Source organism: Micromonospora chokoriensis (assembly GCF_000718555.1).
GTDB lineage: Bacteria > Actinomycetota > Actinomycetes > Mycobacteriales > Micromonosporaceae > Micromonospora > Micromonospora chokoriensis_B.
In genome coordinates this window covers 1-19,687 of sequence record NZ_JOAN01000017.1, presented here as the reverse complement: position 1 = coordinate 19,687, position 19,687 = coordinate 1, and the positions used below count along the sequence as shown (strand labels likewise).

At 72.6% G+C, this 19,687-nt stretch carries 18 protein-coding genes; 13 read left to right on the top strand and 5 right to left on the bottom strand.

The genetic code is table 11. The features are described 5' to 3' along the window. Entirely contained in the window at window positions 1–1,497 is a 1,497-nt protein-coding gene (locus tag IF46_RS0122570) for a serine/threonine-protein kinase (RefSeq protein ID WP_051724087.1), read from the bottom strand. Between the two features lie 164 nt (window positions 1,498–1,661). Here IF46_RS0122570 and IF46_RS0122565 point away from each other — a divergent pair, with 164 nt between their 5' ends. The 8 genes from IF46_RS0122565 to IF46_RS0122535 all read left to right on the top strand — a co-directional run bounded on the left by IF46_RS0122565 (window position 1,662) and on the right by IF46_RS0122535 (window position 10,387). Continuing rightward, on the top strand, window positions 1,662–2,495 hold the full coding sequence (locus IF46_RS0122565) for a patatin-like phospholipase family protein (protein ID WP_030490360.1): 834 nt from the start codon (window positions 1,662–1,664) through the stop codon (window positions 2,493–2,495). After that, window positions 2,495–3,511 carry a 1-acyl-sn-glycerol-3-phosphate acyltransferase gene (locus IF46_RS0122560; protein ID WP_030490359.1) on the top strand — a complete coding sequence of 339 codons (1,017 nt, stop codon included), beginning with the start codon at window positions 2,495–2,497 and terminating at the stop codon, window positions 3,509–3,511. Before IF46_RS0122565 ends, IF46_RS0122560 begins: the two co-directional genes overlap by 1 nt. A 9-nt stretch (window positions 3,512–3,520) precedes the next feature. Further along, on the top strand, window positions 3,521–3,841 hold the full coding sequence (gene cutA, locus IF46_RS0122555) for a divalent-cation tolerance protein CutA (RefSeq protein ID WP_030490358.1): 321 nt from the start codon (window positions 3,521–3,523) through the stop codon (window positions 3,839–3,841). Between the two features lie 48 nt (window positions 3,842–3,889). Continuing rightward, entirely contained in the window at window positions 3,890–7,333 is a 3,444-nt protein-coding gene (locus IF46_RS0122550; RefSeq protein ID WP_030490357.1) for an SCO7613 C-terminal domain-containing membrane protein, read from the top strand. A gap of 135 nt (window positions 7,334–7,468) precedes the next feature. Further along, window positions 7,469–8,524 carry a fatty acid desaturase family protein gene (locus IF46_RS0122545; protein ID WP_084598002.1) on the top strand — a complete coding sequence of 352 codons (1,056 nt, stop codon included), beginning with the start codon at window positions 7,469–7,471 and terminating at the stop codon, window positions 8,522–8,524. After that, complete coding sequence (locus tag IF46_RS33930) at window positions 8,488–8,823, top strand: hypothetical protein (protein ID WP_198041507.1); 336 nt, start codon at window positions 8,488–8,490, stop codon at window positions 8,821–8,823. The genes IF46_RS0122545 and IF46_RS33930 overlap by 37 nt, the downstream gene beginning before the upstream one ends. A gap of 119 nt (window positions 8,824–8,942) precedes the next feature. Continuing rightward, entirely contained in the window at window positions 8,943–9,236 is a 294-nt protein-coding gene (locus IF46_RS34860) for a 4a-hydroxytetrahydrobiopterin dehydratase (RefSeq protein WP_030490355.1), read from the top strand. Further along, complete coding sequence (locus IF46_RS0122535; RefSeq protein WP_030490354.1) at window positions 9,233–10,387, top strand: FHA domain-containing protein; 1,155 nt, start codon at window positions 9,233–9,235, stop codon at window positions 10,385–10,387. The genes IF46_RS34860 and IF46_RS0122535 overlap by 4 nt, the downstream gene beginning before the upstream one ends. 49 nt (window positions 10,388–10,436) lie before the next feature. Here the strand turns inward: IF46_RS0122535 and rocD are convergent, their stop codons facing one another. The 3 genes from rocD to IF46_RS0122520 all read right to left on the bottom strand — a co-directional run bounded on the left by rocD (window position 10,437) and on the right by IF46_RS0122520 (window position 13,927). Then, window positions 10,437–11,651: an ornithine--oxo-acid transaminase gene (rocD, locus tag IF46_RS0122530; RefSeq protein WP_030490353.1), complete on the bottom strand. Its 1,215-nt coding sequence runs from the start codon at window positions 11,649–11,651 to the stop codon at window positions 10,437–10,439. Next, window positions 11,651–12,466, bottom strand: coding sequence for a dimethylargininase (gene ddaH, locus IF46_RS0122525; RefSeq protein WP_030490352.1), 816 nt, complete (start codon window positions 12,464–12,466; stop codon window positions 11,651–11,653). Before ddaH ends, rocD begins: the two co-directional genes overlap by 1 nt. A gap of 552 nt (window positions 12,467–13,018) precedes the next feature. Further along, complete coding sequence (locus IF46_RS0122520) at window positions 13,019–13,927, bottom strand: sulfite exporter TauE/SafE family protein (RefSeq protein ID WP_232234123.1); 909 nt, start codon at window positions 13,925–13,927, stop codon at window positions 13,019–13,021. Between the two features lie 144 nt (window positions 13,928–14,071). On the opposite strand from IF46_RS0122520, the gene IF46_RS0122515 reads away from it, so the two are divergent. Continuing rightward, on the top strand, window positions 14,072–14,935 hold the full coding sequence (locus IF46_RS0122515; protein WP_030490350.1) for an Fpg/Nei family DNA glycosylase: 864 nt from the start codon (window positions 14,072–14,074) through the stop codon (window positions 14,933–14,935). On the opposite strand, the gene IF46_RS0122510 is transcribed toward IF46_RS0122515, so the two are convergent. Next, window positions 14,896–15,762 (bottom strand): aminoglycoside phosphotransferase family protein, encoded by an 867-nt coding sequence (locus tag IF46_RS0122510; RefSeq protein ID WP_030490349.1) that lies wholly within the window; start codon window positions 15,760–15,762, stop codon window positions 14,896–14,898. The two genes, IF46_RS0122515 and IF46_RS0122510, sit on opposite strands and share 40 nt — an antisense overlap. A gap of 66 nt (window positions 15,763–15,828) precedes the next feature. Here IF46_RS0122510 and IF46_RS0122505 point away from each other — a divergent pair, with 66 nt between their 5' ends. The 4 genes from IF46_RS0122505 to IF46_RS0122490 all read left to right on the top strand — a co-directional run bounded on the left by IF46_RS0122505 (window position 15,829) and on the right by IF46_RS0122490 (window position 19,570). Continuing rightward, window positions 15,829–16,680 carry an LLM class flavin-dependent oxidoreductase gene (locus IF46_RS0122505; RefSeq protein WP_030490348.1) on the top strand — a complete coding sequence of 284 codons (852 nt, stop codon included), beginning with the start codon at window positions 15,829–15,831 and terminating at the stop codon, window positions 16,678–16,680. Then, window positions 16,677–17,102: a nucleoside deaminase gene (locus IF46_RS0122500; protein ID WP_030490347.1), complete on the top strand. Its 426-nt coding sequence runs from the start codon at window positions 16,677–16,679 to the stop codon at window positions 17,100–17,102. Before IF46_RS0122505 ends, IF46_RS0122500 begins: the two co-directional genes overlap by 4 nt. A gap of 252 nt (window positions 17,103–17,354) precedes the next feature. Continuing rightward, window positions 17,355–18,620, top strand: a complete 1,266-nt coding sequence (locus IF46_RS0122495) for an AGE family epimerase/isomerase (protein WP_030490346.1) — start codon at window positions 17,355–17,357, stop codon at window positions 18,618–18,620. Next, a complete protein-coding gene (locus IF46_RS0122490) occupies window positions 18,617–19,570 on the top strand; it encodes a carbohydrate kinase family protein (protein WP_030490345.1) in 954 nt (317 codons plus the stop codon). Before IF46_RS0122495 ends, IF46_RS0122490 begins: the two co-directional genes overlap by 4 nt. Window positions 19,571–19,687: the final 117 nt, after the last annotated feature.

Below are 19,687 nucleotides of genomic sequence, written 5' to 3'. Positions count from 1 at the left end.
TCAGACCCCGGCCGCGTTCAGCTCGGCGATGGCGGCGTCGAGCCGTGACGCGTACGCCGGACTGATGCCGCCCTCACCGAGGCGGACGGTGACCTTGTTGCGCAGCCGGGCCACCGGTGGCGCCAGCTCTTCGCGGCCGGAGCTGACCGCCACGGTCAGGTTGCGCAGCTCGTTGCGCAGGTCGAGGGCCACGTCGTCACGGATCTCCCCGGCGCTCAGCCCGGCGCCGATCAGCCCGTCGACCCGGTTTGCGGCCTCGCTCAGCGTGCCCGCGTTCGATCCGGGCACGGCGGTGGTCGGCTTCCTCGACGGTGCCGCGGTCGGCGCGGCCGAGGTGGGGGCCGGCGGGTCGGTCGGCGTGGGGGTCGGCGGGTCGGTCGGCGGGGTCGTCACCGGAGCAACCGAGGGCTGCGCCCGGCGTGTCGGCTGTTGTTCGGGCAGCAGGGCCACCCCGGCCAGCGTCACCCCGACGGCCAGCACCAGCACCAGCAGCAACGCCAGCCGCCGCCGGGACCAGAGCGACCCGGCCGCCAACGCGTCGCCTGTCGTCCTGCCGTCCGCCGTCGCCGGGGCCGCCGTCGGGACGCTCGCCGTTGCGATGGCGGGTGACTGCGGTGGCAGTGGCTGGGTGGGCACCCGGATGGTCGCGGTCGGGGGATTGGCCGGCAGCGAGTGGTCGCGCAGCGCCGTGGCGACCTGCCGGGCGGTCGGCCGGTCGGCTGGGTTCCGGGCCAGGCTGCGCAGGCAGATCTGGGCCACCGTCGGGGGCAGGTCGGGTAGGTCGGCAAGCGTCGGCGGCGGCCCACTGGCCAGCGCGGCGCTGAGCTGCTCCCAGGTGTCCGCCGGGTACGGGACCCGGCCGGTGAGCGCCTCGTGCAGCAGTACGCCGAGCGAGTACACGTCGGTGGATGGCTGGGCCGGCGCACCGTCGAGGCGTTCCGGGGCCACGTACGCCGGGGTGCCAAAGGTGTCGCCGTCCTCGTCCTCGTCGGGCGCGCCGATCCGGGTCGCGATGCCGAAGTCGAGCACCTTGACGCCGGTGCCGGTCATCATCACGTTGGCCGGGGTGATGTCCCGGTGCACGATGCCGAGCCGGTGCGCGGCGGCCAGCGCCTCCGCGACCTGCGCGCCTACCTGGACCGCCTCGGGCCACGGCAACGGACCCTCGGTGAGCCGCAGCTTCAGCTCCTCGCCGTTGAGCAACTCCATCACCACGAACGAGGTGATCGAGCCGTCCGGGTCGACCGTCTCGCCGTAGTCGTGCACAGAAGTCAGGTGCGGGTGCACCAACTGGGCGGCGGCCCGTGCCTCCTCGCGCACCATGCCCCGGAATCGCGCGTCGGCGGCCAGCGACGGGGCGAGCACCTTGAGCGCGACGACCCGGTCCAGCACCTCGTCGCGGGCCCGCCAGATGACCGACATGCCACCGGCACCGATCTGGTCCAGAAGTCGGTATCTGCGGGCCAACAATCGGCCCGGATGCAGCGCTGCCTTCACGGATCGCACCTGCCTCAGGGGTGGGAGCGGTATCAGGTTGCGCGAATGTGTCCTGCCTGTCAACGTCGCCGCCACCGGCCAGCGGCGGGCGGTGCCTGCCGTGCGCTGACCGCCGGTCGACCGCGTCCTGCCGACCGGCGGCGGGCCCGTGCCAGGATGAGGACATGGCGGCGGGACCGGTGGCGTTCGTGCTCGGCGGCGGGGGAGTGCTCGGCGCGGTCGAGGTCGGCATGTTGCGCGCGCTGTTCCGCGCCGGCATCCAACCCGACATGGTGCTCGGCACCTCGATCGGCGCGGTGAACGGCGCGCTGGTCGCCGCCGACCCGTCGGAGGCGGTGACCGACCGGCTGGTCCGGCTCTGGGCCTCGCCGGAGGCGAGCGAGGTGTACGGCGACTCGGTCGCCCGGCAGCTACGCCGCTTCGCGGCCCGCACCCACCTGCACTCACCCCGGCCGCTGCGCCGCCTGCTGGAGAACGAGCTGGGGGTGGAGACCACCTTCGCCGATCTGCGGGTGCCGTTCCGTTGCTGCGCCGCCCACATCGAGCGGGCCGCCGAGCACTGGTTCGACAGCGGACCGGTGGTGCCGGCGGTCATGGCGTCGGCGTCGGTGCCGGGTCTGCTGCCGCCAATGGAGATCAACGGCGCGCACTACGTGGACGGTGGGATCGTCAACTCCATCCCGATCGGCGAGGCGGTGGCCGTCGGCGCCCGTCGGATCTACGTCCTCCAGGTGGGTCGGATCGAACGGGAGTTGACCCCGCCTCGCCGGCCATGGGAGATCGCGCAGGTCGCGTTTGAGATCTCCCGCCGGCACCGCTTCTTCCGGGAGATGGCGGCCCTGCCCGAGGGGGTGGAGGTGCACGTCCTGCCGACCGGCGGGCTCGACCCACGGGACGACACGCCGTGGGCGTACCGGGACATGGCGGCGGTGGGACGGCGGATCAGCCGGGCGTACACCGCCTCCCGGCGCTACCTCGCCACCCACCTGGAGCAGTGATGCCGCTGCCTCCCCGGTGGCTGCGCCGGCTGTTGATCGCCCCCACCGTCGTGCTGCTGGCCTTCCTCGTGGTCACCACGTTGCCGGTCTGGGCGCTGCTCGCCGCAGCCGCGTCCCCGCTGGTCCCGGGTCGGTTACGCCCGCTGCGGCTGCTCTGGATCGGCTGCTTCTACCTGGTCTGGGACGCGGCCGCGCTGCTCGCGCTCTTCGTGCTCTGGGTCGCCTCCGGCTTCGGCTGGCGAGCCCGGTCTCCGGCGTTTCAGCGCGCGCACTACATGCTGGCCGGCTGGTTCCTGCGGGTGCTGTTCTGGCAGGCACGCTGGACACTGCGGTTGAGCATCGACGTGGTCGGCACCGACCCGGACACCGCCCTGCCCGGCCGGCCCGAGCTGGTGCTCTGCCGGCACGCCGGGCCGGGCGACTCGTTCATCCTGATCCACGGGTTGGTCAACTGGTTCCACCGGGAGCCCCGGATCGTCCTCAAGGACAGCCTCCAGTGGGATCCGGCGATCGACGTGCTGCTCAACCGGCTGCCCAACCGGTTCATCGCGCCGACCCCGGAGCGCGGCGAGGAGACGGTGCGCCAGGTCGGGCACCTGGCCAACGGCCTGGACGACAACGACGCGTTCGTGATCTTCCCGGAGGGGGGCAACTTCACCCCCAACCGACGGCTGCGCGCCATCGCCCGGCTGCGTTCCCTCGGCCTGGAACGGATGGCCCTGCGCGCCGAGCGGATGCGCCACGTGCTCGCCCCGCAGCCCGGCGGGATGCTCGCCGCGCTGGATGCCGCCCCGGACGCCGGGGTCATCTTCGTCGCCCACACCGGGCTGGACCGGATGCTCACCGTCGCCGACGTGTGGCGGGAGCTGCCGATGGACAAGCGGATCGTGATGCGGTTCTGGTCGGTGTCGCCGGAGGACGTGCCGACCGGACGGCAGCAGCGCATCGACTGGCTCTTCGACTGGTGGGCGCAGATAGATGCGTGGATCGCTAGTAATCGGGACATTGCCGCGTAGGGTGCGGTCGTGGACGAGATCTGCGTGGTGACGACGGTGGTGGATGCGCGTTCGGTCGCCGATGTGCTGGCGGCTGCGGCCGTCGCAGGCAGGCTCGCCGCCTGCGCCCAGGTGGGTGGTCAGGTGGACAGCACCTACTGGTGGCGGTCCGGAGTGGAGACGAGCACCGAATGGTCGGTGCAGTTCAAGACCGCACCGGATCGGCTCACCGCGTTGGTGGACCAGATCCGGGTCAGCCACCCGTACGAGGTGCCGGAGATCCTGGTGTCCAGGGTGGAGAGCGGCAACCCCGACTACGCCACCTGGGTGTTCGAGCACACCCGAGCCTGAGTACGCGCACTCTGGGTCGGGCCCCGGTCGGCTGTCGATGATGACCGGGTGGATGACACCCGCTACCCCTGCCCCGCCTGCGGTGCACCGGCAGACCTGAGCACCGGTTGCACCGGCTGCCTACGCGCGCCCGACCCGATCGCCGCTGAGGTGGTTCGGCTGGGCCGGGAGGTCGCCGAGCTTGAGCCGCAGGTGGAGCGGGCCCGTCACGCGTACACCGAGCTGGCCGGACGCCTGTCGGCCGTGTCGCGGCGGCGGGCCGAGTTGGCGTCGGTCGTCCGTGCCGGGTTGGCTGCTTCGGCCGTGGCGCGCTCGGCGTCTCCGGTCGGGCCGGTGCCGTCCATCGGCCCAGGCACCGGGGTCGCGGCGGGTCCGAGGCCGGGTGCGGCGGAGGCGTCGACCCGGACGGTCCAGGGTCTGCTCTTCGTCCTCGGTGGACTCCTGCTGGGCACTGCGGCGGTGGTGTTCACCGCGGTGGCGTGGGCGGCGGTGGGGGTCGGTGGTCGGGCGTTGATCCTGGCGGCGTTCACCGCGCTGGCGCTGGGCGTACCGCTGGTGGCGGTCCGTCGAGGGCTGCGCGGCACGGCGGAGACGTTCGCTGCGGTGGGGTTGCTGCTGGTGGTGCTGGACGGCGTCGCGGCCTGGTCGGTGGACCTGGTCGGCGTGGCCGGCATGCCGGGCAGCCGGTACGCCGCGCTGGTCGGGGGGGCCAGCGCGGCGGTCGCCGTGGCGTACGGCCGGTCCAGTCGGTTGACGGGGCCCTGGTTCGCCGCCCTGCTGGCCGCCCAGCCGGTGTTGCCGCTGCTCGCCGCCGAGGCCCGGCCGGGGGCGGCCGGCTGGGCGGTGGTCCTGCTCGGGGTGGCGTTGCTGAACCTGGCCGTGTTGGCCACGCTGCGCGGCCGGGACGGGGTGGCGCAGCTCGTCGGCCGGGTGTCGGCCGGCATCGGCCATGTCGCGGCGCTTGTGGGCGCTGCGGGATGCGCGGTGGTGCCGCTGGTCAGTGGGCGGGCGGGGGGCTCGCCGCTGCTGGCCGGGGTGCCGCTGTTGCTTGTCGCGCTGACCGGGCTCGGTGCGGCCTGGCTCGTCGGGGGGCGGGCGTTGCGGGCGGCGGCGGGCGCGCTGCTGGTGCCGGTGCTCGCTGCCGCCCTGCTGCGCCCGGTGGCCGAGCTGCGGCCGTCACTGCTGCTGCTCGCGGCGGCGACGGTGGCCCTCGGGCTGGCCGCTGCCGTGCGGCTCCTGCCCGGGGAGGCCGGGGCGGTCGGGTCGACGGCGGTCGGCGCCGTCGGTTGGCGGACTGGCCCCCGCGCCGGTGCGCTGTTCGTCGCGGCGGGCACCGCGCAGGTCACCGTGCTGATCACCATCGGGCTGGCGGTCGCCGCCATCGGCCGGTCGCTGCCGCCGTGGGGCGGGGCCGAGGTGGGCCCGGACCTGCACTGGGGCTGGCAGTTGGCACCCGCCGTGGCGCTGACGCTCGGCGCGGCGATGCTCCTGCTGCCTCGGCGCGCGCGGGTGGTGCTCGCCACGGCCGGCGCGGTGGCGGTGCTGTTCGCCGTGCCCGCCGGCTGGACGGTCTCCTGGCCCCAGGTGGTCGCCATCGACCTGGTCGGCGGGGTCGCGCTGCTACTGGCCGTGCTGGCCCGCCCGACCAGCCCACCGGCCGTCCTGCTCACCCGCGCGCTCGGCGGTGCCGCCCTGCTCGGGCACGGGTTGCTGGTCGCCCTGGCCGATCCGACCGGCGTCCTGGTGGCGCTCGGCGTCATCGCCGTGGCCGGGCTGGCGCTGGCGGTACGACGGGGGGCCGGGGCGTACCGGGAGGTGGCCGGCGCGGGTCTGCTGGTCGCGCAGCTCGCGCTGCCCGGGATCGCGGCGGCGGCGCTGTTCGCCGGGGGTGCGCCGCCCTGGTGGCAGGCCCGGCTCGCGCTGGCCGTCGCCGGGCTGCCGCTGGTCGCGGTGCTCGCGGCGCGTCGCCACCGGGTGGAGCTGGTCGGGTACGCGCTGACCGGCGCCGTCGTGGCGGTGACCGGGCCCGCTCTCGCGCCGCTGTTCGGGGTTGGCGACGAGCCGCTCGCGCTGTACGTCGCGCTGGCGGCGCTGGGCGTCGCGCTCGTCGGCCTCGGGGACCGGCCGACGGCCGACGAGCACGAACCGGCCCGGTCGGTGGTGTTGCTAGCGGCGGTCGCAACGCTAGCGGCGGTCGCAACGCTGGCGGCCCTGCCGACGGTGCTGACCGCGCTGGTGTCGCCCTATGGCGGCGGGGATCGGGTGTGGTCGGGGGTGCCCACGGTCGTCGCCGACCCGACGGTGCTCCCGGTCGGGTTCGCGCTGGTCGTGCTGGCGGTGGCCGCCGCCTTCGCCGGTCGGCGAGTCGGCCAACCGGTGCTGCCCGCGTTGCCGTTCGCCGCAGCGGCGCTGCCGGTGCTGCTCGTCGCGATCGGCGTGCCCTGGCCGGTGCTGCCCGCCGCCGTCCTGCTCGTCGGCTCAGCGGCGCTGCTGTTCGCCGCGATGGCCACGGCCCGCCCGGCGCTCGCACCGATCGCCGTACCGGTGGGTGTGGTGCTGGTGGCCTCCGGTGTGGCGGGTCTGCTGGCCACCCGCGCCGGGACGCTCGCGGCCGAGGGCGTGCTGCTGGTGGTGGCGGTCGCCGTCGCCGTCGGGGGGCGCAGGTTCGAGGTCCGGGTCACCGGTGCTCTCGCCGCCGTGGGTGCGGCGTCCGCGTTGGCGGTGACCGCCCCGCTCGCCGGCGGGCTGCCGGTGCGGGCTGCCGCGTACCCACTGCTGGCGGTGGCCGCGGTGGTGCTGGCCGCCGCCGCGCTCACCCCGGCGCGGGCCCGGCTGAGGCGGGTGCTGGACGCCGCCGCGCAGGTCGTCGTGCTGGTGGCGGCGGTGCTCGCCGTCGAGGTGGCCCGGCACCTCGCCACCGTCTGCGTGCTCTGGGGTGTCGCCGTCGGGCTGCGACTGCTGCGCCGGGGCGAGCCGGCCGGTCGACGTTGGGCGTTCGCCGGCATCGCCGCCGGCAGCGAACTGCTCGGGGCCTGGGTGCTGCTGGCCGCCGGTGGGGTGACCGTGCTGGAGGCGTACACCCTGCCGGCTGCGGCGCTCGCCCTCGGCGCGGGTCTGCTGGCGCTGCGCACCCGGCCCGGTCTGACCAGCTGGCCGGCGCTCGGCCCGGGGTTGGTCGCGGCGCTGCTGCCCAGCCTCGTGTCGGTGCTGGCCGGGGCGGACCCGCAGCCGTGGCGACGGCTGCTCCTCGGTGCGGCGGCGCTGGGCGTGGTGCTGGTCGGCGCGTCCCGCCGCTGGCAGGCGCCGGTGCTGCTCGGCGGCGGGGCGCTGACGCTGTTGGCGCTGCACGAGCTGGCCCGAGGGTGGGATCTGCTGCCCCGGTGGATCTACCTGGGAGTCGGCGGGCTGGCGCTGGTCGGGCTCGCCGCCAGCTACGAGCGGCGGCGACGGGACCTGGCTCGACTGCGCGCTGCGGTGGGCCGGCTGGGCTGAGCCGAACCACTAGGGGTAGGGCCCGCCCTACCCCCTATTCGGGGGTTGTCTGGGTTACTCACCGCTACCGCGACCGGCAGACTGACAATAAGCCCGAACCATCCTGGTACGGACGTAAGCGAAACGGGAGCATCGATGGCGCTCGGAGCGGTGGCAGAACCGCCGGTACGACGGCGAGGCAGTGACTACGCACAGTTGTCCCGACGGATCAGCCAGGCTGGCCTGCTGGAGCGGCGCCCCGGCTGGTATGTCACCCGCATCGTGCTCACCCTCGGCGCCTTCGTGGCCGGCTGGGTGGCCGTGTTCCTGCTCGGCGACTCCTGGTGGCAGCTTCCGCTCGCGGCGTTGATGGCGGTGGCCACCACCCAGGTCGCGTTCCTCGGTCACGACGCCGGGCACCGCCAGATGTTCCGTCGGCGTGGCGCCAGCGAGTTGGTGGGGATATTCGCCGGCAACGTGGCGGTGGGGATCAGCTACGGCTGGTGGGTCGACAAGCACAACCGGCACCACGCCAACCCGAACCACGAGGACGAGGACCCGGACGTCGGCGCTGGGGCCCTGGTATGGACGCCCGAGCAGGCGTTGGAGACCCGGGGGTTCGGCCGTTGGATGGCTCAGCGGCAGGCGTACTTCTTCTTCCCGATGCTGCTGCTGGAGGGCCTGAGCCTGCACGTGGCGAGCATCCGGGCGATCGTCGGTCGAGAGGACGGCAAGTTCACCGTTCCGATGCGGCACCGGGCGGTCGAGGCGGTGCTGCTCGTCGCGCACACCGTCGGTTACGTGGCGCTGCTGTTGGCGGTCATGTCCCCGGTCAAGGCGCTGCTCTTCGCCGTCGTGCACCAGGCGCTGTGGGGCCTCTACATGGGCTGCGCGTTCGCGCCGAACCACAAGGGCATGCCGATGCCGACCGCCGAGGACGAGCTGGACTTCCTGCGTAAGCAGGTGCTGACCTCGCGCAACGTGCGGGGCAGCCGGCTGGTGGACACCACGCTGGGCGGTCTCAACTACCAGATCGAGCACCACCTGTTCCCGAACATGCCCCGCGCCAACCTGCGCCGGGCCCAGCCGATCGTCCGGGCCTACTGCGCCGAGCAGGGCCCCCGCCGCGTCTTTGTGGAACGAAGATCCGGCGGAACAGAAGCAGGGGAGGCGGCGTGGCGCTCGATCTCATCGGCGCGGCTCGAGATCTGATCCGGGCTACCGACGATGTTGATACTCGACTGATTCCTGTGGCGACGCGCGAGTTCATTGAGCAGGTGACGTTCGCATCCGCCGATGAAATCACCGCAATGCTTCGAGAGGTCCTGGCGGATGACTGGATGGCGTTAAGTCCATGGGCTCGCAATCTGGCATACCGCCTTGCCTGTCTCCAGCGTCCGGACGATCCAGAGCTGTTACGAGAAGCCTCAGTCGACCTCCTCTCGTTCGGCCCGGACTGGGACGAATATGCGGATCGACTCAAAGATCAGGCAGACCGATTAGTGAACTGAGACCCGCGCAAGGGTGATCCGCCCCTTCAAAGATCTTGGCGCGGGCAGCCCGCCCCGCTGTGCCGTCTCCTGGTGGCGTGTCCGGCTCGTCGGGCGCGCCACCGGTAGGGTCTGGTCACATGGCAGACCTGCTCACCGCAGAGGCGGTGCGAGAAGGGCTGAGCGGGTTGACCGACTGGTCGGGTGACCCGAGCGGCATCGGTCGTACCGCCCAGCTCAGCAGTTTCCCGGCCGCCATCGCGGTGGTGGACCGGGTGGCGGCGGTGGCCGAGGAGCTCGACCACCATCCCGACATCGACATCCGATGGCGGACCCTGACCTTCCGCTGTGTCACGCACTCGGCCGGTGGGGTCACCCACCGGGACATCGAGCTGGCCCGGCGAATTGACGACATCGTCCGGAGTGCGGCATGAGATTCGAAATCAGCAAGGTTCTGGACGCCATCGAGGGCCGGGTCTGCACCGACCCGTTGCTGGCCCGGGCCGTGATCGACCTGGCCGAGGTGATCCGCTACCAGGACATCGACGGTGGCCGGCCGGCCAGCCTGCTGCGCCTCGGCATGGTCATCGACGCGCTCTCCCGCGAGTTGGAGGAGGACAGCGTCCAGGTCTACGCGGTGGTACACCGGGCGTTGCTCTCCGACGCCGACCTCACCTCCAACGAGCGGATGGTCGTCCGGCGCTGGGCCGACGACGGGCTCGTCGAGGTGCTCGACAACCCGGGTGACCGGATGTTGGAGGTCGCTGACCTGCTCGGCCTGCCGGTGCTCAGCCGGGTTCGCTTCGACGGGTTGCGTGGTCGGTTCCCGTGGCTGGTGGAGCAGCCCGGTCGGGTGGTCGCGCCGGTGCCCGGCGCCGGTGGGCCGGTGTTCATCGCGCACGTCGGTGGTGGCCATTCACCGGTGGCCGGCAAGCCCTCGTCGACCGGCGCCAAGTTGCTGGCCCGCCAGTGGCGCTGCCCGGAGTCGGGCTGTGCGCTGTTCGGCAGCGGTGGTGGGGGCGGTGCCTTCGCCGACCTGGCCCGGGTGGTCGAACGCAGCCCCGCTGGGCAGCCGCCTCCCGCGCTGCGCAACGGTGTGCCGACCTGCCCCCGACACGGCGCACGGCTCGGTGACGGCGGCCCGCGTCCGCGTACCGAGGTGCTCGCAGTGCGCGTCGGTGGCCTGGTCCGGCGGCGGTTCGTGCTCAGCGAGGAGCAGCCGGTGGTGGTGGGCCGGGCTCCGGAGCAGCACGGCGGGATCATGCTTGGGCAGTGGCTCAACGACGAGGCCCGGCGCTGGATCAGCCGTGGCCACGTCCACTTCGAGCTGCGGGTTGGCGAGGTCATCGTGACCGACATGAGCACCAACGGCTCCGGCATCCGCCCGGGCGGCTCGATGGCCGAATCGGACCGGATCCCGCTGGCGCCACAGCAGTCGCGGGTGCTGGGCGAGAACGACATGGTGGAGCTGTACCCGGGGGTGCAGATCGGCAGGGCCGAGGAGCTGCCCGCCGGTGCCCCGTTCACCCCCACCTCGGTGATGGCCGAGGCCCCGACGATGGCCATGCGCATACCCCGCCCCTGACGCGAAAGCGGGCGTCGGGATCCCGACGCCCGCTTTCACCACGTTCAGGTCAGCCGGCCAGCACCTCGGCCAGCTGGGTCACCGCCAGGTCGATCTCCTCTTCGGTGATCACCAGCGGCGGTGCGAGCCGGATGGTGGAGCCGTGGGTGTCCTTGGCGAGCACGCCGCGAGCGGCGAGCCGCTCGCACGCCTCCCGCCCGCTCATCAGCGCCGGGTCGATGTCCAGACCGGCCCACAGGCCACGCACGCGTACGCCCACGAGACCCTTGCCGAGCAGTCCTTCCAGGCCGGCCCGCAGTCGCTCACCCAGCTCGGCAGAGCGACGCTGGAACTCGCCGGTGGCCAGCAGCCGGACCACCTCGATGGCTACCGCGCAGGCGAGCGGGTTGCCGCCGAAGGTGGAGCCGTGCTGGCCCGGCTTGAGCACGCCGAGCACGTCGCTGTTCGCGGCCACCGCGGAGACCGGCACGATGCCGCCGCCGAGCGCCTTGCCGAGCAGGTACATGTCCGGCACGACGCCCTCGTGGTCACAGGCGAAGGTCTCGCCGGTACGCCCCAGACCCGACTGGATCTCATCGGCGATGAACAGCACGTTGCGCTCGGTGCAGACCTGTCGTACGCCCGGCAGGTAACCCTCCGGCGGCACCACCACGCCCTGCTCACCCTGGATCGGCTCCAGCAGCACGGCCACGGTGTTCTCGTCGATCGCGGCCGTCAGGGCCGCCAGGTCGCCGTACGGCACGACCGTGAACCCCGGGGTGTACGGCCCGAAGTCGGCGCGGGCGTCCTCGTCGGTGGAGAAGCTCACGATGGTGGTGGTCCGCCCGTGGAAGTTGCCCTCGGCGACCACGATGTTGGCCTGACCGGCGGGCACGCCCTTGACCTGGTAGCCCCACTTGCGGGCCACCTTGATCCCGGTCTCCACCGCCTCGGCGCCGGTGTTCATCGGCAGCACCAGGTCCTTGCCGCACAGCTCGGCCAGCTCCCGGCAGAAGTCGGCGAACTGGTCGTGGATGAACGCCCGGCTGGTCAGCGTCAATCGATCCAGTTGGGCGTGCGCGGCGGCGATCAGCTGCGGGTGCCGGTGACCGAAGTTCAGCGCCGAGTAGCCGGCCAGGCAGTCCAGGTAGCGGCGGCCGTCCACGTCGGTGAGCCAGGCGCCCTCGGCGGACGAGATCACCACCGGCAGCGGGTGGTAGTTGTGCGCTGTCCAGCGCTCGGCGTCCCGGACCGCTCCCGGCGTACGCAGGATGTCATCCACGATCACTTGCTTGCCTTTCCCTGACGGAGTCGCAGCGTGCAGCACTTCGGTCCGCCGCCGGCCTTACGCAGCTCGGACAGGTCGACACCGATGGTCTCGTAGCCCCGGTCGCGCAGCTTGGCGGCCAGGTCGGTGGCCTGCGCGGGCAACACCACGTGCCGCCCGTCGCTGACCGCGTTCAGCCCCAGCACCTCGGCGTCGGCCATGCTGGCGTGCACCGCGTCCGGGAAGAGCCGACGCAGCACGGACTGGCTGCCGGGGGAGAACGCCTCGGGCAGGTACGCCACGGTCCGCTCGTCGAGCACGGTCAACGCGGTGTCCAGGTGGTAGAAGCGCGGGTCGACCAGCTGCATGGTGACCACCGGGTAGCCGAAGACCTCCTGCAACTGGGCGTGCGCGGCGTGCGCCGTGCGAAAGCCGGTGCCGGCCAGCAGGTGGTCCCCGGCCAGCAGGACGTCGCCCTCTCCCTCGTTGACGTGCTTCGGGTCGTACATCTCGAAGCCGGCGTCCTCGAACCAGGCCCGATACGCGGGCGCCTCGTCGGCGCGCTGCGGGTCACGGAACTGGACGGCCATCGCCTTGCCGTCGATCACGGTGCCGCCGTTGGCGGCGAAGACCATGTCGGGCAGGCCGGGCACCGGAGTGATCTCCTCGACGGTGTGGCCCAGGTCAAGGTACGTCTGGCGCAGCTGCTCCCACTGCCGGACGGCCAGCGCGGCGTCGACCGGCGCGCTCGGGTCCATCCACGGGTTGATCGCGTAATCGACGGCGAAGTACGTCGGCCGGCACATCAACAGGCGCTGGCTCGTGGCGTCCATCGTCATTGTCCTGCTCCCAGGGGTCGGGCGCGCCCGGCCACCGTGGCCCACGGGCTGGCGCCGTTGCTCAACGTTATGCGGCGTCAGCAGCAGGATCCACCGCTGAGAGTTGCGCAGACCGAATATTCATTGCGTCTGGGCGGGTACCGGAAGCGATTCGTTGCGCCGGCGCGTGCCGCGCCGGTGTACGGGTCGTGGTCGGAGTGCACGCGCCGTGATCGGGTGCACCGCCTGTGCTCCCGTGGGCGCGGGCGTGGTCGGGGTGCGCGGGCTGTGCTCCGGGGTGCGCGGGCCGTGCTCCGGGGTACGCGGAGGTGATCGACTCGGGCTCCAGGAAAGCGCGGTGTCGGGGCGACCGGGACAGCCCGACTTCCGGGAAGTCGAGTCGATCAGGTCAAGCTGAGGCGATCAGGCCCTGGAAACACTTCAGGGGCGGCGAACCGCCGCCCCTGAAAGGGTGTCGCCCGGCCGGTGAACCACCGGATGAGGTCGGGCTGCCGGCGAACCGCCGGCTGTTCGCCGGTGCATCACCGGCGAGCGGAACAGTGCCCGCTAGAAACGATCGACAAACTGTGAGTCGAGCCACTCGCGGAAGCGCTGCACCCAGTCGCCGTCGGTGGTCGGCCAGTCGAACTGGCCGGTCATCGCCAGCACCCCGATCACCACCGCGGCCAGCCCGATCAGCACGCCGAAGAGCGCGTCGGTCTTGCCGGCGACGTGCCGACGGCGGGTGGCCATCAGGCCGAGCACCGAGAGCACCGCGCCGAACGCGCCGACCCCGATGCCGTACCCGGCGAGCGTCCCGGTCAGTACGAAGAACGCACCGGCGACCGAGACGATCAGGCCGAGAGTGGCGAGCAGGCTGGCCCGCGGCTTCGGGCCACGCGTCACCGGCGGCTCGGGCGTGCTCACGCCCGGGGTCGGGTCGACCGGGCGGTCGGTGGAGACCCGGTCCGTCGTTACCGGGTCCGTCGTGTCGGGTCGCCGGGTGGGGCTGTCGAGGGCGGCGTCGCGCTCGGCGGTGCGCGCCGTGGTCGGGGCGACGGCGGGCCGAGACTCGGTCGCCACCGGGCGGGCAGTGCCGGTGCGGGGCTCCGGTGCGACCGGCCTGGTCGTGCCGCTGACGGGTTCGGGTGCGACCGGGCGGGTCGTGCCGTTCAGGGGCTCGGGTGCGACCGGGCGAGTGGTGCTGGTGCGAGGCTCGGCTTCGACCCCTCGCGCGGTGGCGGCTCGGGCCACCGCCGCCCGCTCATTGGCCCGCCGTTCGGCCTCGCTGGTCTGGCGGCCGGTCGCGCCGGCGCTGCCGTACGTCGTCTGGTTGGCGTCCCGCTCGGTGACGCTGTCGTCGGTCGGGCCGGTCTCGGTGACCTGGGTGTCGCGGCCGTCCACGCGGCCGTCGAGGTTCTCGTCCCGCGTCGGTGCCGGCTCGGACCGGCGGGACAGCGAAGGAATCCTGACCACTACACACCTCCTGATAAATGCGTGGTGGCCGACGGAAAGGGTGGCACCCACGCGGTGTCGCCTCTCGAGTACCCACTTGGGCGTTTCCTGACACCAAGCCTGGGTACGGCCCTCGGCGAGCGGGGCTGGCTATCCTTGGCACCCGTGCCAGAGGGACATACGATCCACCGCCTGGCGGCCCGGCACGCCGAGCTGTTCGCCGGGGACAAGCTGCACGCCACCAGCCCGCAGGGCCGCTTCACCGAGGGCGCTACCCGGCTCTCCGGGACCGTCCTGGAGAGCACCGAGGCGTACGGCAAGCACCTGCTGCACCACTACGCCGGTGAGCTGACGTTGCACGTACACCTTGGGTTGTATGGCAAGTTCGCCGACGGGCCGGGGGAGCCGCCGGAGCCGGTCGGTCAGCTGCGGCTGCGGCTGGCGAGCGATCGACACTGGCTCGACCTGCGCGGGCCCACGGCCTGTGAGCTGCTCACCCCACCCGAGGTGGCCGCGCTGCGGGGCCGCCTCGGGCCGGACCCGTTGCGCGCCGACGCCGACCCGGAGCGGGCGTACGCCAGGATTTCCCGCAGCTCCACGCCCCTCGCCGCGCTGTTGCTGGACCAGTCGGTGGTGGCCGGCACCGGATTGATCTTCGTGACCGAGGCGCTGTTCCGGGCGGGGCTGCCGCCGACGATGCCGGGCCGAGGGCTGACCCGCGCCGGCTGGGACGCGCTCTGGGCCGACCTGGTCGGGTTGATGCGGCTCGCGGTGGAGCACGGCCGGATCGACACGGTCCGCGACGCGCACCTGCCGGAGACGATGGGCCGGCCGGCCCGGGTGGACCGGCACGGTGGCGAGGTGTACGTCTACCGCCGCCCCGGAGCGCCCTGCCACGTCTGCGGCACCGAGATCAGCCGCGGTGCGCTGGCCGGTCGCAACCTCTACTGGTGCCGTACCTGCCAGGGCAGCGGCGGCGCAGAGCGCGGTCAGCCCTCGTCGAGCAACCAGCGGACCACCTCGACCTGATGCGGGAAGACGATGTCGTCTGCGACGCTCCAAGCCAGCGTGTGCCCGATCGTCCAGCCCCGGACCCGCTCCCGGTCCAGCCCCAGCTCGGTGCTGAGCCGGCCAAGCCGGTACCGGACGGCTGCCGGCGAGTGGCCCAACTCGCGGCCGCGCACCATCGGCACGACCGAGAACTCCCGCTCGCCGGTCAGCGGCTTCGGATCGATCGCCAGCCACGGCCCCCGCCCGGCGGCGAGTACATTGCCGGCGTGCAGGTCCTGGTTGACCAGCACCTGCTCACCCTGGCTCGCCGTCAGGTCGCGGAGCAGGTCGAGTGCCGCATCGAGCAGCCGCCGCTCGTACGGCCGGTTGGCCCGTTCCCAGGCTCGGGGCATCCGGTCGATCCAGCCAGCGGCCTCCTCGGCCAACGGGGTGAACGGCATGCCGGCCGGTCGCCAGAGCCGGGGCAGCAACCCGATCACCGTCTCCAGCGCACGGTCCAGCGGAAGGTCGTGCAGGGGAGTGCCGGGTTGGCAGCGTTCCACCAACAGGGCGCGTCGCTCGGGATCATGGGCGAGCAGACGGATCGCCCCGTCGCCGTCCCAGTGGGCCAACGCGTCTGCCTCGTGGCGGCTGTCCTCGTCGGGGTACTGAAGCTTCAGCACCGCCGCCGTGCCGTCAGGCAGGTCGGCGGGGAGTGCCAGTGAGGCGTACGCGTATTGGAAGGGCGGCCCGAGTCGCAGCGACCACCGTTCGGTGCACTCGGCCAGCCACGTCGGGAGCGCGGCCAGCCAGTCCCGACCGGCCGGTGAGCCGCGTACCCAGTCAAGTCCCTCGGGCAGATCCATGTGGCCATCCTGGGCCGTGGGTAACGACGTTCCCGCAGAGGGTCCACAGTGGCTAGCGTAGGACCCGTGCAGATTGGCGTGAACGTACCGAACTTTGCTCCGGGGACTGACCCCGACGTGCTGCGGCGGTGGGCGCAGGCGGTCGAGGGTCTCGGCTTCGACCTGCTGATGGTCTCCGACCACATCGCGGTGACCCCGGACGTGGCCGAGCAGTATCCGGCGCCGTTCTACGAGCCGTTCACCACGCTGTCCTGGCTGGCCGGGGTGACCACCCGGGTTCGGCTGGGCACGACGGTGCTCATCGTTCCGTACCGGCATCCGCTGCTCACCGCCCGGATGGCAGCGAACCTCAACCGGCTCAGCGGCGGTCGGCTCGTCCTGGGCGTGGGTGTCGGCTGGGCTCGGCAGGAGTTCGAGGCGCTCGGTGTGCCGTTCCGGCAGCGTGGCGCGCTGACCGACGACTACCTGCGGGTCATGCGCGAGGCCTGGCAGAACACCGACGACTACGACACCGCGGCGATCCCACTCTGGGTCGGCGGCAACAGCGATGCCGGCATGCGTCGCGCGGTGCTGCTCGGTGACGCCTGGCACCCGCTGCGTCTCACTCCCGGCGACCTTACGGACGCGGTCGGGCGGCTGAAGGCCATCGCCGACGAACTCGGTCGCCCGGTGCCTGCGCTGATGCCGCGGATCGCACTTCAGGAGACTCGCGAACCGGTCACCGCCCCGGACCGACTCGCCGGCGTCGGCACCATCGATCAGATCAGCGCCGACCTCGACCAGCTCCGTGCGCTCGGCGCGGAGACGGTGGTGCTGGATCCGTTCAACGGGGACCTGACCGAGATCCGCCAGCCTGAACGCGCCTGGCGGACGCTCGCGGCCGTGGCCGCGTACCGCAAATCCCAGGAGGACCGATGACCCCCGACGACGAAGAGTTTCTCCGCCGCGCCGTGGCGCTTGCCAGCCGGGCCGGGGCGTCCGGCGAACGGCCGTTCGGCTCGTTGCTGGTCGGTGCGGACGGCGTCGTGCTGATCGAGGACCACAACACAGTGGTCTCCGACTCGGATATCAGCGCCCATCCGGAGTTGAAGCTCGCCCGCTGGGCGGCTCGGCAACTCGCCCCCGAGGTGGCCGCCGGCACCACCATGTTCACCAGCTGCCAGCCCTGCGCGATGTGCGCGACCGCGATCGAGCGGTCCGGCCTCGGACGGGTGGTGTACGCCCTGTCCACCGAGCAGTTCGAGGAGGTCAAGCCGGCGACCCCGCCGCTGCCTCCGGTCCGCTACGAGGGCCCGGCGCTCTTCGACGAGGCACGTCAGCCGATCGACGACTACTACTGATCGGTGCGTTCCCGAGGCCGTACGGTGTGACGCAACCGGAATTGACAGCCGCCCGGCTGCCGGACAGGGTTGACTAGTGACAACGATGTCAACGGACAGAAGGGGAGAAATTGCACAGATGATCCTCTCCTTGCCGCACCCGGTAGGCCAGCCGGTGCGCGGGTGTCCCGTTGACGATTTCCCGGCGCGGACCCGGCCCGTCCGCCGATCCTGGCCGTATGTCCCTTTCCTACCCGACGGTGACCAGCTGAGATGACCGACGTGCCCCGATTCAACGCCGATACGACCCCTGCCACGGCCGGGTCGCCCGACCTGCCCGACCTGGACGGCTTCCTCGCCGACCAGACCCGGACGCTGCTCGACACCGCCCGTCGCGCGGTGCGGCCCGAGGGCGGCTTCTGGTGGCTCACCGATGACCGCACCCCGGATCGCGGCGAGCCGGTCTATGCCTGGATCACCTGCCGGATGACCCACGTGGCAGCCCTCGCCCATCGCAATGGCGACCCGGACGCCGCCGCCCTGGTCGACCACGGGATCGCCGCGCTCAGCACACTGCTGCGCGACGACAAGTACGGCGGCTGGTTCAGCGCGGTGGACCAGCAGGGAGTGCCCGTCAACGATCGCAAGGCCGGCTACGACCACGCGTTCGTCCTGCTCGCCGCCTCCAGCGCCGCACGCGCCGGGCGGCCCGGGGCGGACCAGTTGCTCGCCGACGTGCTGACCGTCGTGCGGGACCGGTTCTGGGACGACGACGCCGGCGCGGTCCGCGAATCGTGGAACCGGGACTGGACGGTCACCGAGGACTACCGTGGCGCCAACAGCAGCATGCACATGGTCGAGGCGTTCCTCGCCGCTGCCGCCGCCACCGGCGACGCGAGCTGGGCCGACCGGGCGCTGCGCATCGCCGAGCACCTGGTGCACGGCGAAGCCGCCCGGCACGACTGGCGGCTGCCCGAGCACTTCACGGCCGACTGGACGCCGCTGCCCGACTACAACCGGGACCAGCCCGCCGACCCGTTCCGGCCGTACGGCTCCACCATCGGGCACTGGCTGGAGTGGGCCCGGCTGCTGCTGGAGTTGGAGGCGGTGCTGCCGCAGCCGCCCCGCTGGCTGCTCGACGACGCCCGTGCTCTGTTCGCCGCCTCCATTCGTCGCGGCTGGGCCGTCGACGGCGCGGACGGCTTCATCTACACCATCGACTGGGATGACCGGCCGGTCGTGCGTACCCGGATGCACTGGGTCCTCGCCGAGGCCATCGGAGCGGCGGTCACCCTGCACCGCCGCACCGGCGACGCGGTCTACCTGGACTGGTACCGGGTCTTCTGGGCGTACGCCCGGCACAACCTCATCGATTACACCGGCTGGCGGCACGAGTTGGACGCGCAGAACCTGCCCGCCGACACGGTCTGGCACGGCCGGCCGGATGTGTACCACGCGTACCAGGCGGTGCTGCTGTCCCGCTCGGCCGTCGGGCTCGGTGGCCCCGGCCCGCTCGCACCGGGGGAGGTGGCGGCGTGATCGTCGTCGCGGGTGAAGCGCTCATCGACCTGGTCGTCACCGCCGAGGGGGAGCGGGCCGTGCCGGGCGGCTCCCCGGCGAACGTCGCGGTCACCCTGGCCCGGCTCGACCAACCGGCACGGCTGCTGGCCCGGCTCGCCAGCGACGAGTACGGTCGGCAACTCGTCGAGCACTTCAGCGCCAACCGGGTGGACCTGGGCTGGGCCGTCCACGCCGAGGAGCCCACCTCGGTGGCGGTGGCCACGCTGAACGCCGCCGGACAGGCCAGCTACGAGTTCCGGCTGGCCGGCGCGGCGGACTGGCAGTGGACGCCGCAGGAGCTGCCCGAGCTGGCTGGCTCACCGGCCATCGCGCTGCACAGCGGGTCCCTCGCGCTCGCGCTGGCACCCGGCGCGGAGGTGCTGGAGGGACTGCTCGCCCGGGAACACCACCGGGACGGGCTCACCGTCTCCATCGACCTCAACCTGCGGCCGAGCATCGTCACCGACCGGGCGGCCGAGCAGCAGCGGGTACGCCGGCAGGTACGCCTCGCGCACCTGGTCAAGGCCAGCGACGAGGACCTGGCTTGGCTCTACCCGGACCGTTCGCTGGCCGACGTGATGACCGAGTGGCGCGCTGCCGGCGTGTCCTGCGCGGTGGTAACCCGGGGCGGTGAGGGCGCCTGGCTGCTCGCGCCCGACGGCACGCTGCACGAGGAGCCGGCGGTACGCACCACAGTGGTCGACACCGTCGGCGCCGGCGACTCGTTCACCGGTGGTCTGCTGGCTGCGCTGGCCGACCTCGACGCGCTCGGCGACCGGCCGGCCGATCGGCTCGCCGCGGTGACCCCGCAGCAGTGGGCTGCGGTGCTCCGAGAGGCCGCCACGGTTGCCGCGTTGACCTGCGGCCGCCGCGGCGCCGACCCACCGACCCGCTCCGAGGTCAACACCCTCCTAACCCCCGCGACCTAAACCCCTAGCCCCGGTCGATCATGGACTTGTGGTGCCCCGCATTCGCCGCGAATTGCAGCGAAACGCCCACCACAACTCCAAGATCGACCGGGCGGGGGCAGGGGCGGGGGCGGGAGC